Source organism: Mesorhizobium sp. B2-3-7 (genome assembly GCF_006442695.1).
GTDB lineage: Bacteria > Pseudomonadota > Alphaproteobacteria > Rhizobiales > Rhizobiaceae > Mesorhizobium.
Genome location: NZ_VFVV01000001.1, coordinates 573,270 through 586,953, shown reverse-complemented (window position 1 = coordinate 586,953; position 13,684 = coordinate 573,270). Strand labels below are relative to the sequence as shown.

General features: G+C 66.0%; 11 protein-coding genes. 4 read left to right on the top strand and 7 right to left on the bottom strand.

Going from position 1 to position 13,684, the window contains the following annotated elements:
- Window positions 1-134: 134 nt before the first annotated feature.
- From FJ940_RS02975 to FJ940_RS02950, 6 genes are all read right to left on the bottom strand, one after another.
- Window positions 135-1,016, bottom strand: coding sequence for an SMP-30/gluconolactonase/LRE family protein (locus tag FJ940_RS02975; protein WP_140625265.1), 882 nt, complete (start codon window positions 1,014-1,016; stop codon window positions 135-137).
- Complete coding sequence (locus FJ940_RS02970) at window positions 1,013-1,657, bottom strand: 2-dehydro-3-deoxy-6-phosphogalactonate aldolase (RefSeq protein ID WP_140491649.1); 645 nt, start codon at window positions 1,655-1,657, stop codon at window positions 1,013-1,015. The genes FJ940_RS02975 and FJ940_RS02970 overlap by 4 nt, the downstream gene beginning before the upstream one ends.
- Entirely contained in the window at window positions 1,657-2,628 is a 972-nt protein-coding gene (locus tag FJ940_RS02965) for a 2-dehydro-3-deoxygalactonokinase (RefSeq protein ID WP_140655185.1), read from the bottom strand. The genes FJ940_RS02970 and FJ940_RS02965 overlap by 1 nt, the downstream gene beginning before the upstream one ends.
- Complete coding sequence (locus tag FJ940_RS02960) at window positions 2,625-3,392, bottom strand: SDR family oxidoreductase (protein ID WP_140491653.1); 768 nt, start codon at window positions 3,390-3,392, stop codon at window positions 2,625-2,627. The genes FJ940_RS02965 and FJ940_RS02960 overlap by 4 nt, the downstream gene beginning before the upstream one ends.
- A gap of 157 nt (window positions 3,393-3,549) precedes the next feature.
- Window positions 3,550-4,899 carry an EAL domain-containing protein gene (locus FJ940_RS02955; protein WP_140491655.1) on the bottom strand — a complete coding sequence of 450 codons (1,350 nt, stop codon included), beginning with the start codon at window positions 4,897-4,899 and terminating at the stop codon, window positions 3,550-3,552.
- Between the two features lie 153 nt (window positions 4,900-5,052).
- Entirely contained in the window at window positions 5,053-6,849 is a 1,797-nt protein-coding gene (locus FJ940_RS02950; protein WP_140655182.1) for a GtrA family protein, read from the bottom strand.
- Window positions 6,850-7,013: 164 nt separating this feature from the next.
- Between FJ940_RS02950 and FJ940_RS02945 the strand changes: the two genes are divergently transcribed.
- The 4 genes from FJ940_RS02945 (at window position 7,014) to FJ940_RS02930 (ending at window position 11,136) form a co-directional block, all read left to right on the top strand.
- Window positions 7,014-8,024 carry a glycosyltransferase gene (locus FJ940_RS02945; RefSeq protein ID WP_140514184.1) on the top strand — a complete coding sequence of 337 codons (1,011 nt, stop codon included), beginning with the start codon at window positions 7,014-7,016 and terminating at the stop codon, window positions 8,022-8,024.
- A gap of 4 nt (window positions 8,025-8,028) precedes the next feature.
- Complete coding sequence (locus tag FJ940_RS02940) at window positions 8,029-8,403, top strand: GtrA family protein (protein WP_140655179.1); 375 nt, start codon at window positions 8,029-8,031, stop codon at window positions 8,401-8,403.
- 73 nt (window positions 8,404-8,476) lie between these two features.
- The gene (gene gshB / locus FJ940_RS02935; protein WP_140514181.1) at window positions 8,477-9,418 is read left to right on the top strand and encodes a glutathione synthase; all 942 of its coding nucleotides are present in this window, start codon (window positions 8,477-8,479) and stop codon (window positions 9,416-9,418) included.
- Between the two features lie 185 nt (window positions 9,419-9,603).
- Entirely contained in the window at window positions 9,604-11,136 is a 1,533-nt protein-coding gene (locus FJ940_RS02930; protein WP_140655177.1) for a YifB family Mg chelatase-like AAA ATPase, read from the top strand.
- A 55-nt stretch (window positions 11,137-11,191) separates the two neighbouring features.
- Here FJ940_RS02930 and FJ940_RS02925 read toward each other — a convergent pair whose 3' ends face one another.
- Window positions 11,192-13,363 (bottom strand): malate synthase G, encoded by a 2,172-nt coding sequence (locus FJ940_RS02925; RefSeq protein WP_140655174.1) that lies wholly within the window; start codon window positions 13,361-13,363, stop codon window positions 11,192-11,194.
- Between the last annotated feature and the right edge of the window lie 321 nt (window positions 13,364-13,684).

The following is a 13,684-nucleotide window of genomic DNA, read 5'->3' as shown; positions in this document are numbered from 1 at the left end:
TTCGCGAAACCGACGCGGGCCGGACGCCTGCGTGACAGCCGGCTGAATGATCCCGTCAGACGCGGTGCATCGGGTACCGAGACTCAAGTCGGGCCGAGCCGAAAAGGCCGGCGTCACCTGAATATAGAGATGCCCTAGGCGATCAGCACGCGCGGCTCGAACCGGCCATTGACCTCGATGTCGAGGAGGAAGGTCATGCCTGCCTGCGGGTCAAGCTGACGCTGCTTCTCGTCCTTGCCGTGCCAGGCCGAGGTGACCGCCAGCCGGCTGGCGTTCTTGCCGACAAAGGCCGGGCAGGAAGGCTGCGTCACCGGCATGGCGATCGTGCGCACCAGCTTGCCGTCGGGCGCATAGCCCTTGACCACCTTGCCGCCCCAGACGGCATTCCACAGGATGCCGTCGCGGTCGAGCACGGAGCCGTCGACGAAGCCCTTGGCCGACCGGTGATCAACGAACACTTTCGGCTCGCCCTCCGGTAGGCCGGTCGCCGGATCGCAGGCAACACGCATCAACAGGCCGGTCGAGGTGTCGGTGTAATAAGCGAGCGCGCCGTCCGCGGAAAAACAGATCGAGTTCGACACGGTGATGTCGGAGAACAGCTTGCGCAATTCGCCCTTGAAGAACCAGTAGATCGCGCCGGCGCCCTTCTCCTCGCCCTTGCCCATCGTGCCGGTCCAAAGGGCGCCGCAGGGATGGACGCGGGAATCGTTGGAACGGGTGACCGGATTGTCGGCCTCGACAGGTGTGTGCAGCGTCATCCTGCCGGTGGCGACGTCGCGGACAAAAAGCCCGGTTTCGGTGGCGATCAGCTGGCGCTTGTCGTCGATGATGGCGATAGCGCTGGCCATCCGGCCAAGCTCGTGCACCTGGGCCGCGCCGCCGGACAGGCGCTTTTCCAGGAGATGGCCCTTGACGATGTCGAACCAGTAGAGCGTGTCTGTGGCGGGGTCGTAGCTCGGCCCCTCGCCGAGCTGGCAGACATGGTCGGAAAAAACCGAAACGATCGCTTCGCTCATCCTGCGTCTCCGCCGAACACCGCGTCCCAGGCCGTCACCGCCGCCTGGGCCCGCGCGGCCACGTCTTCGACGCTCATGCCCGGCTTGAACAGGCTGGAACCAAGCCCGAAAACCGTGACGCCGGCCGCCTTGTAGCCGGCAAAGTCCTTCTCTGAGACGCCGCCGACCGCGCCGACCAATGTCGAAGCCGGCAGCACCGCGCGGATGGCGGAAATACCGGATGCGCCGAGCACGCTTGCCGGGAAGAATTTCAGCGCCGAGGCGCCGAGCCGGATCGCCAGGAAGGCCTCCGTGGGCGTGAACACGCCGGGCATGGTGACCATGCCGTATTGCATGGCGCGTTCCATCACCTCGGCATCGATATTGGGACTGACCAGCAGCCGGCCGCCGGCTTCGTGCAAGCCATCGACATCGGCCGGCGTCAGCACCGTGCCGGCGCCGACCAGCGCGGCCGGCGGCAGCGCCTTGAGGATGGCGGCGATGGACGCGAACGGATCGGGTGAATTGAGCGGCACCTCGATCGCCTCGATGCCGGCATCGAAGACCGCCTGGCCGATCGCCACCGCCTCGGCAGGCTTGAGGCCGCGCAGGATGGCGACCAGCCCGCGCTTGAGCTTCGGGAACGCAGCGGTCTGGTTCATCAGGCAACTCCGGTTCTGGCGATCATGCCGTTTTCGCGCGCCGCCTCGACCAGGCCGGCACGCACCGCCTCATCCGCGTCGACGGTCCGCACGCCAAGCCCGGCAAGGCCGAGCGCCTGCCGATAAAGCGCCGCAAGCGCGCCGGAGGCAATCAGCACCACCGATGTGGCGCCCGCGGCCTGGTGGCGCCTCGCCGAGGCGATCTCGCCGCCGATCAGCAGGCCCGACAGGCAGGCCGCGGCATCGTCGGCCTTCATGTCCTGGAGCAGACCGGCGGCGCGGATCGAGAACAGTTTTGCGGTGACGTCGCCACCTTCGGTCAACGCCGCACCACACCAGCGGCGGAAGAAAGGGTTCTGCGGGTCGACCGGCTTGGGATGCTCGCCGAGCGAATGGCGCAGGATCGAATGCGCGGCCAGCACCGAGAACAGCTCGCCGGTCGGCCATGTGCCGAAGCCGGCAACGGCGCCGTCCTCAACCAGAACCCATTTCGAATGGGTGCCCGGCATGCAGACGATTTCACGCCCCTTTGCCGGCAAACCGGCGCCGGCAAGCTGTGTCTCCTCGCCGCGCATGACGTCTGGCGCATCGGCCAGGCGTTGGGCAAGGCCGGGCACGATACGAATGTCGCGGCTCTCCCCCGGGATGCGGGCCGCGCCGGCCAGGATGGCGCCGATCGGCGCCGGCACGGTGACATAGGGCGCTTCGAGCCAGCCCTGGCGCGAGCCTGCCATGCCGCAGATGATGACGGGCAGCGTTTCCGGCGCGCCCATGGCGGCGAGATGACCCTCGAGAACCCGGGAAAAGCCCTTCTCGCGCGCGGTGATCAGTCCGTCGTCGCCGCGACGCTCGGCAAGCACCTTGCCGCCGCCGTCGATCAGCCAGGCACGAAGCCGGGTCGTGCCCCAATCGAGCGCCGCGACCGCCGGCACATTGCCGACAAATCGGGGGCCGGCAAACCCGGGGCTCACAGGAAACCTCCGTCGACGATCAGCATTTGCGCGGTCAGCATGCGCGAGGCGTCCGAGGCCAGGAACAGCACGGTGCCGACCAAATCGTCCGGCCGCATGACGTCCTTGATGCACTGCTTGGCGACATGAGAGGCAAGCGCCTGCTCCGTCACCCAGCGTTCCTGCTGCCGTTCCGTGATGACCCAGCCGGGCGCGACGGCGTTGACGCGGATACGGTCGGGCCCGAGCTTGCCGGCCAAACCCTTGGTGAGGCCGAGTATGCCCGCCTTGGCGGCGGTGTAGGCCGGCATGTCGGGGTGGTTGATCAGGTAGGAGGTCGAGGTGAAATTGATGATCGAGCCGCCGCCGGCCCGCTTCATGCCCGGCGCCACCGCCTGCGCGGTGAAGAAATGCGGTCTGAGGTTGATCGCCTGGTTGTTGTCCCAAAACTCCACCGTCACGTCTTCGACGGCGTGGCGTTCGTCCCAGGCGGCATTGTTGACCAGCACGGTGACGTCGCCATGCGCTTCGGCCGCCTTCGCGGCAGACGCCCGGAGCGCTTCGATGTCGCGCAGATCGGACTTGAGGTAGAGCGGCCGGCGGCCGAGCTCTTTCTCGATGCGGTCGGCAAGCGCGGTGCTGGGCTTGTCGGCGATGTCGATGAAGGCGACCTTGGCGCCCTGGCGCATGAAACCCTCGGTCAATGCCGCGCCAATGCCGGAGCCGCCGCCGGTGATCAGCACCGAAGCGCCTTCGAGGTCGGCAAAACGTGCCGATGGCATCATGGTTTTCGTCTCCCGGGTTGACCGGCGCGCATCCTAGCCAGACCGATCCGGCGGGCAAGGGCGAAAAGACGGATTTTGAGGCTTATGTCTGACAAAAAGCCTGGAGACCACGCACAGGCACGGCCGGTCCTCGATCGAGGACCGGTCAATCGCCCGGTCAGATTGCCTTGGCGCGCAAGGCGCCGCGGAAGGAATCGCGGAGATAGCCGAGCGTGGCGTCGGCATCGGCCGGCTTGCCGAACAGATAGCCCTGCCCACCGGCGCAGCCGAACTGGACGAGGCGGTCGGCCTGCGCCTCTTCCTCGATGCCTTCGGCGACGACATCCATGCCGAGCCCTTCGCACATTGCGAGAATGGCGCGGATGATGTGCTCCGACGGGCGGTCATCGAGAATGGAGGAGACGAAGGCGCGGTCGATCTTCAACTTGTCGAAATGGAATTCGCGCAGCCGCCCGAGCGAGGACTGGCCGGTGCCGAAATCGTCGAGCGAGACGCGGATGCCGACGCGGCGCAGGTCCTCGACGATCTGCGCGGCCGAGGCCGGATCGTTCATCAGGCCGGTCTCGGTAATCTCGATCTCCAGCCGGCGCGGATCGAAGCCCGTACGGTCGAGGATCGCCAATATGTGCAGGCCGGTGTTCTGGTCGACGAGCTGCGAGGGCGACAGGTTGAACGACAGGAACAGGTCCTTCGGCCAGCTTCTCGCCGCCTCGGTCGCCTTGCGCAGCACTAGCTGCGACAGCGGGCCGATGATGCCGCGCTCCTCGGCGATCGGAATGAAGACGGTCGGCGGCACCGAGCCGAGATCGCGGTCGGTCCAGCGCGCCAGCGTCTCGAAGCCGATGGTGCGGCGCGTGGTGAGGTCGACGATCGGCTGGAAATGCGGCTCCACCTCGCCGGCCGAGACCGCGCGGCGCAGCGCCTGCTCGATGCGGGTGACGCGCTTGGCCGCCTCTTCCATTTCGCGGGTATAGACGACGACCCGGCCGCGGCCGGATCGCTTGGCATGGTAAAGCGCCGTTTCGGCCTTGTTGATGAGGATCTCGGTGGTCTCGTCGCCGGAATAGAACAGCGAACAGCCGACGGAGGCCGACAGCCTCGCCGTGCGTTCGCCGACATCATACGGGGCCGACAGGATTTCGATCAGCATGCGCGACTTTTCGGCCGCCGCCTCCTCGCTGAACACCAGCGGGTAGAGGAAGGCGAATTCGTCGGCGCCGATGCGGCAGACGGTGGAATGACCGTCCATCGAGGCGCGCAGCCGCATCGCCACCTGGATCAGGATGTCGTCGCCGGCCTTGTGGCCGAACAGATCGTTGATCGGCTTGAAGCCATCAAGGTCGAGAATGCCGACGGTGAAGGGCGCGGGATCGTCGGCACGGTCGCTGATCAGGCGATCGACCTTGTCGAAGAAGCGGCGATGGTTGCCAAGCCCGGTCAACGGATCGGTGAATGCCAGATCCGTGCTCTCCCTGTTTGCCTGACCGGTGCCAAACGAAGTTTGCATCGGTGTCCCTGTTTCTCGAAGTCGGAATTTATTTCCGAGACTGGCAGCAAACCCTTTAGGAAACGTATCGGAAAAATCGATTTTTCGCCGCTGGAGTGCGTTGCCCTCCGCAAAGCCGTCCGGGCTCAACGGCGTCGTCGCTCACGCGGATTCTCAGCCGGCGGGGCGAACGCGATAGAGCTCCAGCGGCGCGCCCTGGGTCTCCGCCACCGGTTCCAGCCAATCCGGCACGCTGCCATGCATCAACCCGGCCAGAAAGCCGTCAGGCGCCTTGGTTGCGAGAAGCCTGGTTTCGGGATTGCCGCGGCAGAGCGCGACAATCCCGACGCGATGGTTTGCCACGACGGCTTTCGCGTCAGTGGCCGAGCCCAGCAAGGCATCGAATACGAGCAGGTTTCCGGCGACGTTGCGGTGGTAGGGCCCAGCGAGCGCGCGATGACCGGTAAAGGCCAGGATCGGCGAGCCGAGATTGGAGATGGCCAGCACCGTGGTGTGAGGCATGCGGGCGAGCGCGGCGAACGAGGCCTTGCTGTTGCAAGGTGCATCGATGCCGGCGTCGGTGACGGCCGCACCGGTCTGGAAGGCGCTCGATGCCGCCTCGGCAGCGCTGGACCAAACCGCATTGACCGAGATCAGCCAGGCTGCGGCCATACGGAGCACGGAGCCACCGGAGGGACTGTTTTCGGCGCGCTGCCGCCATTTGGCGATCCAGGCGCAAAGCGGGATCACCGCGAAGGCGATGGAGAAGGTCGAGCCGCGGACCTCCCAGGCGCTGACCAGGAAAGCCACCACCAGCAGCGCGCCGACGAGACTGTCCTGCCGCCGCCAGCCGCCCTTGCCGAGACGCAGCGCCATCAGGACGATCGCCACCAGCGGCGTCGCGAAGCGCGCCACCGCTCTGGCCGGGTCAGCCGCGACGAGCTGGAATATCGACTGCGCTTCGTCGATATGACCGAGCCACATCTGCTGGAGGCGCGGGTCGAGGCCGGCATAGGGGGCAGCCAGGCATTGCGGGAACAGAAACATCACGACAAGGACAAGCACGAACGCCAGCAGGCCGAGCGAGACCAGGCGACGGCCGTACGTCGCATTGGCGGCGCCCCATGAGGCAATGACCGCAAGGCCGGCGCCGGCAAGCGCGGCAACCACGAACTGCACGGTCGAGAAGGTGTCGCACTGGGTCTGTCCCCATGCCGACGCCGGTATGGTGGTGATGAAAACAAGGGCCGAGACGGCGGTGACGCCCAAGCCAAAATCCCTGGCGATCAGCCTTTCGCCGCCACCGCTGACGAGGAACAGCAGGGCGACGATGGCGCCCAGGGTTCCAGCATAGGGGGCGCTTTCCATGCCGATCGCCAATGCCAGCGTGGCGCACGCGCCGGCAAACAGGGCGGCGGGCCGGTGGCGAGGTGCTTCGAGCAGCAAAGCCAGGCCGGCCAAGGTCAGCATCAGCTGGACATTGTGGTGATCGAGTGCGCCGGGCGAGAAGATTCCGAGATAATACAAGGCCGCTCCGCCGACCACCGCAGCGGGCAGGACCGCGTGCTCGCCGGCGAAAGCGCGCGCGGCGCGCATGATGGAGAACAGCGCGAGCCAGAATTGCAGGAGAGGCCAAAGCACCTGCACGACCTGCTCGCCCAAAGCGGCACTGCCCGTCAGGGCCGACAGGGCGAGCATGCCAAGCGCCAGCGGGGCGTCGAGCAGCCGCGACCAGTGCATGACGAAGCCACCCTCCAGCCCCATCCTGTACTGGTGCAGGTCGAACCAGCTCTGGCCGGCCAGGAGGTCGCGAACCTCCACCAGTTGCAGCAGGCTGTCATTGTCGCCGGCCGGGTTGGCCAGTTGCGGGAATCCGGCATGGAGATCGAGCGCCAGCAGCAGCAAGGCGGCAAGCAACGCAAACGCGATGTCGGACTTCCAGGTGGAAGCGCCGTTGCTGGCTGTGCTCATCCCCATCGCCCCTGGCAGGAATGCCGGGCCTTTCCGGCCAATCGACACTCGTACGGTCCGGCCTTAAACCTAGCCTTAACGGCTTCAATAAATAGTAAAACCGCCTGAACGCGCCTGACTTTCGGCGCGAACCGCGTGTGGCGGCGAGGCACCCGGAGAGGAAAATGCCGCAAGAGCTTCGCTACGAACCCGCCATCGCCGTGCTGCTGCCTTGCTACAACGAGGAATTGACGATCGCCGAGGTGGTGCGGCGCTTCCGCGAGACGCTGCCTTTGGCGACGGTCTATGTCTACGACAACAATTCGCGCGACCTGACCGCGCTCAGGGCCCGCGCCGCCGGCGCCATCGTGGTGCGCGAACCGCGCCAGGGCAAGGGCAATGTGGTGCGGCGCATGTTCGCCGACATCGACGCCGACATTTACCTGATGGCCGACGGCGACGGCACCTATGCGCCGGAAGACGCGCCGCAATTGATCAACACGCTTCTGACCGAGCGCTCCGACATGGCGGTGGGCACCCGGCGCGGCGTCACCGACGATGCCGGCAGGACTGGCCATGCCTTCGGCAACCGCGTCTTCAACAGCCTCTATAAAGGGCTGTTCGGCAGCGATTTCACCGACATCTTCTCGGGCTACCGCGTCTTCACCCGGCGCTTCGTCAAGAGCTTCCCGGCCGTCTCCGGCGGCTTCGAGATCGAGACCGAAATGTCGGTGCATGCCTCGCAGCTCAAATTGCCCGTCAGCGAGATCGCGCTCGATTACGGCAAGCGGCCGGACGGCTCGTCGTCGAAGCTTTCGACGTTTCGCGACGGCGCCAGGATCCTTTGGATGTTCGCCATGCTGATGAAGGAAACGCAACCGCTGCGTTTCTTCGGCGCCTTCGCCCTGGTCTTCCTGGCGTCGAGCCTGTTCCTGATGGCGCCGGTGCTGGTCGAATTCGCCGAGACCGGGCTGGTGCCGCGCATGCCGACATGGGTGCTGTCGGTCGGCCTGCTCTTGCTCTCGATGCTGGCTGGTGTGACTGGGGTGATCCTCGACTCGGTGTCGCGCGGCCGCGCCGAACAGAAGCGCATCTTCTACCTGTCGATGCCTTCGGGCCGCATAGAGCGGCGCGAGCGCGCCAGCGAGCCGACTGCCGCGAAGGCCGGCCCAGGCAAGACGCCTCGCGCCGCATGAAGCGGTGAGCCGTCTCGTCCGCTTCGTCTTTGCCGGCGGCATCGGCTTCGTCGCCGACGCGGCCGCCCTCTGGTTGCTGCTTGCCGTCACGCCGCTCGGCCCTTTCAGCGCCCGCATGCTGTCCATCGGCTTTGCACTCTGTGTCACCTGGCAGACAAACCGGCATCTGACCTTCTCGCCGTCGAGCCGCGGCTTGGTGCGGGAAGGCGTGCGCTATGGCAGCGTCGGCATCGCCACCAGCATCGCCAACTATCTGGTCTACTGCGCCATCCTTGTCGTCCTGCCGACAACCCCGCCATTGGCCGCCCTTGCTTTCGCTTCGCTGGCCGCCATGGCGCTGTCCTTTCTCGGCTATTCCAGGCTGGTCTTCGACCGCTAGCGGCGTGGCCCGATTGGCAGAAGGCGCCGGGACCCTTATATCGCTCTCTCATCGACCGTGCTGGGGACCTGCCATGAAGCTGAAAATCGCCGTCCAGATGGACCACATCTCCACCGTGTCGATCGCCGGAGACACTTCTTTCGCGCTGTCGCTGGAGGCGCAGCGGCGCGGCCATCAGCTCTACCACTACACGCCCGACCGACTGTCGCTGCGCGACGGCAAGGTGTTCGCCCGCATCGAGGAGATGCAGGTGCGCGACGAGAAGGGCAGCCACTATTCGCTGGGCGAGAAGGTGCGAACCGACCTGTCGGAGATGGACGTGATCCTGCTGAGACAGGATCCGCCCTTCGACATGAACTACATCACCACCACGCACATACTGGAGCGCATCCACCCCAGGACGCTGGTGGTCAACGACCCAGCCTGGGTGCGCAACAGCCCGGAAAAGATCTTCGTCACCGAGTTTTCCGACCTGATGCCGGAAACGCTGATCACCAAGGATCCCCAGGAGGTCGCCGCCTTCCGCAAGGAATTCGGCGACATCATCGTCAAGCCGCTCTACGGCAATGGCGGCGCGGGTATCTTCCATCTGCTGGAGGCCGACCGCAACCTCGCCTCGCTGCTCGAAATGTTCGGCCAGTTGTTCCGTGAGCCCTACATCGTGCAGCGTTACCTGAAGGATGTGCGCAAGGGCGACAAGCGCATCATCCTGATCGACGGCGAGCCGGTCGGGGCCATCAACCGGGTGCCGGCCGAGCACGATTCCCGCTCCAACATGCATGTCGGCGGCCGCGCCGAGAAGACCGAGCTGACCGAGCGCGAACGCGAGATCTGCGCCCGCATCGGGCCGGCGCTGAGGGAACGCGGCTTCATCCTCGTCGGCATCGACGTCATCGGCGACTACATGACCGAGATCAACGTGACCTCGCCGACCGGCGTGCGTGAAGTCAAACGCTTCGGCGGCGCCGACATCGCCAGCCTGTTCTGGGACGCGGTGGAGGCCAAGCGGAAGTAACCGTTTTCATTTCGTATTAACCATGTTCCGTTTTTGCAACCGGAGACAATCGCGCTGCAACTTCAGCGATTTCATGTTCCTGTAATGTTCTTGATTTAGCCGAGGAATTGTGATTGTCTCCGGGCCAGGCCCTTCGCGGCCTGATTGCAAAAGGCTTGGGGCAAGCCCAGATCCGGGGGCAAAACATGGTGGCGCGGGTTCGCACGGTTGCTTTCCAGGGCATCGAGGCCGTTCCGGTCGACGTGCAGGTTATGATAGCGCCCGGCAAGGTCAACATGCACATCGTCGGCCTGGCCGACAAGGCGGTGGCCGAAAGCCGCGAACGGGTGCAGGCGGCACTCCATGCTTCCGGCCTGTCGATGCCGTCCAAGAAGGTCACTGTCAACCTGGCGCCCGCCGACCTGCCCAAGGAGGGCAGCCACTACGATTTGCCGATCGCGCTCGGCCTGATGGCGGCGCTTGGCGCCATTCCGGGCGACATGCTGGCCGGCTATGTCGTGCTTGGCGAACTCTCGCTCGACGGCACCATCGCCGCCGTCGCCGGCGCCTTGCCGGCCGCGATTGGGGCCAATTCCGAAGGCAAGGGGCTGATCTGCCCCTTCGCCTGCGGCCCGGAAGCCGCCTGGGCCGGCAAGGACTTTGACATACTCGCGCCGCGCAGCCTGATCGCCATCGCCAATCATTTCCGCGGCACGCAGGTGCTGTCCCGGCCGGAGGCCGGCATCCATGCCGCGGCGCGCGACCTGCCCGATCTTGCCGACATCAAGGGCCAGGAAACCGCCAAGCGGGCACTGGAGGTGGCGGCGGCCGGCGGGCACAACCTGCTGATGGTCGGCCCGCCCGGATCGGGAAAATCGATGCTGGCGCAGCGGCTGCCGTCGATCCTGCCGCCGCTGGCGCCGAAGGAATTGCTCGAAGTGTCGATGATCGCCTCCGTCGCCGGCGAGCTTGGCGAGGGCAAGCTGACCGACCGGCGGCCGTTCCGCGCGCCGCACCATTCGGCCTCGATGGCGGCGATGGTCGGCGGCGGCATCCGGGCGCAGCCGGGCGAGGTGTCGCTCGCGCACCACGGCGTGCTGTTCCTCGACGAATTTCCCGAATTCACGCCGCAGACGCTCGACGCGTTGCGCCAGCCGCTCGAGACCGGCGACTGCATGATCGCGCGCGCCAACCACCGCGTCACCTATCCGGCGCGCATCCAGCTTGTGGCGGCGATGAACCCGTGCCGCTGCGGCATGGCCGGCGAGCCCGGCTATCGCTGCCTGCGCGGCGAACGCTGCCGCACCGATTACCAGGCGCGCATCTCGGGACCGCTGCTCGACCGCATCGATCTCAGGATCGAGGTGCCGGCGGTCTCGGCCAGCGACCTGATCCGGCCCGACCGGGCGGAGAAGAGCGCCGACGTGGCGCTGCGCGTGGCGCGTGCCCGCACCCTCCAGCGCGAGCGCTTCGAACGGCTCGGCGTCACCAGCGCCACCACAAACGCGCATTGCGCGCCGGCGGTCATCGAGGAGATCGCCATGCCCGACGCATCGGGCCTGTCGCTGCTCAAGGACGCCAGCGAAAAGCTCGGCTTCTCGGCGCGGGCCTATCACCGCGTGCTGAAGGTGGCGAGAACACTGGCCGATCTCGACGCCAGCGAGACCGTCGGCCGCATTCACTTGGCCGAAGCGATCTCCTACCGGATGAGTTCGGAGCGGGTGGCACAGGCGGCGTAGCGCGCTCTCGCTCGAGAGGAGGGGAACGAAACGCCGGCGGCTCCAAATCTCCGGTTCAGGCCGCTCCCTTCGCCTTCAGTTCCAGCCTCCGCGCGTGCAGCACCGGCTCGGTGTAGCCGTTGGGCTGGATGCGGCCCTTGAAGACGAGGTCGCAGGCGGCCTGGAAGGCGACGGAGCCGTCGAAATCGGCGGCCATCGGCCGGTAGAGCGGGTCGCCTTGGTTCTGCTGGTCGACGATATCAGCCATGCGCTTCATCGTTTCCATTACCTGGTCGGCCGTGCAGACGCCATGATGCAGCCAGTTGGCGATGTGTTGCGAGGAGATGCGCAGCGTGGCGCGGTCCTCCATCAGGCCGACATCGTTGATATCTGGCACTTTCGAGCAGCCGACGCCCTGGTCGATCCAGCGCACGACATAGCCCAGAATGCCTTGCGCATTGTTGTCGAGCTCCGCCTGGATATCGGCCGGCGACCAGTTGGGCCGCACCGCGACCGGCACCGACAGGATGTCGTCGAGCTTGGCCTTCGGCCGGCTCTTCAGCGCCGCCTGGACGGCGTGGACATCGACCTTGTGATAATGGGTGGCGTGCAGCGTCGCCGCCGTGGGCGAAGGCACCCAGGCGGTGTTGGCGCCGGCCTTGGGGTGGGCGATCTTCTCGGTGAGCATCGCCGCCATCAAATCGGGCATCGCCCACATGCCCTTACCGATCTGGGCATGGCCGGCAAGCCCGCATTCCAGCCCGGTGTCGACATTCCAGGCCTCGTAGGCGGAAATCCAGGCGGCCTGCTTCATGTCGCCCTTGCGGATCATCGGGCCGGCTTCCATCGAGGTGTGGATCTCGTCGCCGGTGCGGTCGAGGAAGCCTGTGTTGATGAACACGACGCGCTCCCTGGCGGCGCGGATCGCCTCCTTGAGGTTGACGGTGGTGCGCCGCTCCTCGTCCATGATGCCCATCTTGATGGTATTTTCGGCCATGCCGAGCAGGGCCTCGACGCGATCGAAGATCTCGACGGCGAAGACGACTTCCTCGGGCCCGTGCATCTTGGGTTTCACGACATACATCGAGCCCGCGCGGGAGTTGGCGCGGTGGCCGTTCGGCCCGACATCGTGCAGCGCGATCAGCGCGGTCATCGCCGTGTCCATGATGCCTTCCGGCACCTCGTTGCCGTCGCGGTCCGTTATCGCCGGATTGGTCATGAGGTGGCCGACATTCCTGACCAGCATCAGCGAGCGGCCGGGCAGCGTCACAGTACCGCCATTGCGCGAGGTATAGGACCGATCGGGGTTGAGCTTGCGGACGAAGGTCCGGCCGCCCTTGGTGATCTCTTCGGCCAGGTCGCCCTTCATCAAGCCGAGCCAGTTGCGGTACACGACGACCTTGTCCTGCGCATCCACCGCCGCGACCGAATCCTCGCAGTCCTGGATGGTGGTCAGCGCCGATTCCAGGATGATGTCGGCGATGCCGGCCGGATCGGTGCGGCCGATCTGGTTGTCGCGGTCGATCAGGACCTCGATATGCAGGCCGTTGCTGACCAGCAGCACGGCTTGCGGGTTGGCGGCATCGCCGCGATAGGCGACGAACTGCCTGACGTCGGCAAGCGTGGTCGAGCCGGCGCCGGCGCTGAGCCGCAGCGCGCCATTGGCCAGCGAAAGGCCGTTGACGCCGGCCCATTTGCCCGATGTGAGCGGCACCGACTGGTCGAGAAAGTCCTTGGCCCAGGCGACGACTTTCGCACCGCGCGCGGGGTTGAAGCCGTTGCCCTTCCCGGCGCCGTCTGTCTCGGGAATCGCGTCGGTGCCGTAAAGCGCATCATAGAGCGAGCCCCAGCGCGCATTGGCGGCGTTGAGCGCATAGCGCGCATTCATCACCGGCACCACAAGCTGCGGCCCGGCGACGACGGCGATCTCGGGATCGACCTTTTCGGTCGTCACCGAGAAGGACGGGCCTTCGGGGACGAGATAGCCGATCTCCTTCAGGAAGGTTTTGTAGGCTTCCATGTCGACCGGCGCGCCATTGGCGCGATACCAGTCATCGAGCTTTTCCTGGATAGCGTCGCGCTTTGCCAGCAGTGCCCGGTTCTTCGGCGCGAGGTCGTGGACGATGGCCGAAAAGCCGTTCCAGAATTTGTCCGGATCGATGCCGGTGCCCGGAGCGGCCTCGTTGACAACGAAGTCATGAAGTTCGCGGGCGATCCGCAATCCGGCGATTTCGACGCGATCGGTCATCAGGCTGCTCCAGATGAAAGGCTTTCGCGGGCCTTTGGCATGTTGGGAGTGCAGGGTCAATTCAGCTTAGGGTGAAGGCAAGGCAGGTAGGCGCGGTTTTTAGGCTTGGTGCCGGCGGCGACGCTGCCAATCTCCCCCCAAGTGGGGGAGATGCCCGGCAGGGCAGAGGGGGGCGCGAAGGAATGCCGACCTCGGCAAGTTTCGGTATTTCGTGCAGTCGGTCGACGTCGAGTATGAGCGGGCGCTGCTCCGAGACGCTGGCGGGACAGCGCCCCCCTCTGGCCTGCCGGCCATCTCCCCCACAAGGGGGGAGATTACACC

What these genes read in the sequence shown, in the direction of transcription:
- FJ940_RS02975 (WP_140625265.1), bottom strand. Translation starts at nt 1,016, where the DNA reads ATGAGCGAAGCGATCGTTTCGGTTTTTTCCGACCATGTCTGCCAGCTC.
- FJ940_RS02970 (WP_140491649.1), bottom strand. Translation starts at nt 1,657, where the DNA reads ATGAACCAGACCGCTGCGTTCCCGAAGCTCAAGCGCGGGCTGGTCGCC.
- FJ940_RS02960 (WP_140491653.1), bottom strand. Translation starts at nt 3,392, where the DNA reads ATGATGCCATCGGCACGTTTTGCCGACCTCGAAGGCGCTTCGGTGCTG.
- FJ940_RS02955 (WP_140491655.1), bottom strand. Translation starts at nt 4,899, where the DNA reads ATGCAAACTTCGTTTGGCACCGGTCAGGCAAACAGGGAGAGCACGGAT.
- FJ940_RS02950 (WP_140655182.1), bottom strand. Translation starts at nt 6,849, where the DNA reads ATGAGCACAGCCAGCAACGGCGCTTCCACCTGGAAGTCCGACATCGCG.
- FJ940_RS02945 (WP_140514184.1), top strand. Translation starts at nt 7,014, where the DNA reads ATGCCGCAAGAGCTTCGCTACGAACCCGCCATCGCCGTGCTGCTGCCT.
- gshB (WP_140514181.1), top strand. Translation starts at nt 8,477, where the DNA reads ATGAAGCTGAAAATCGCCGTCCAGATGGACCACATCTCCACCGTGTCG.
- FJ940_RS02930 (WP_140655177.1), top strand. Translation starts at nt 9,604, where the DNA reads ATGGTGGCGCGGGTTCGCACGGTTGCTTTCCAGGGCATCGAGGCCGTT.
- FJ940_RS02925 (WP_140655174.1), bottom strand. Translation starts at nt 13,363, where the DNA reads ATGACCGATCGCGTCGAAATCGCCGGATTGCGGATCGCCCGCGAACTT.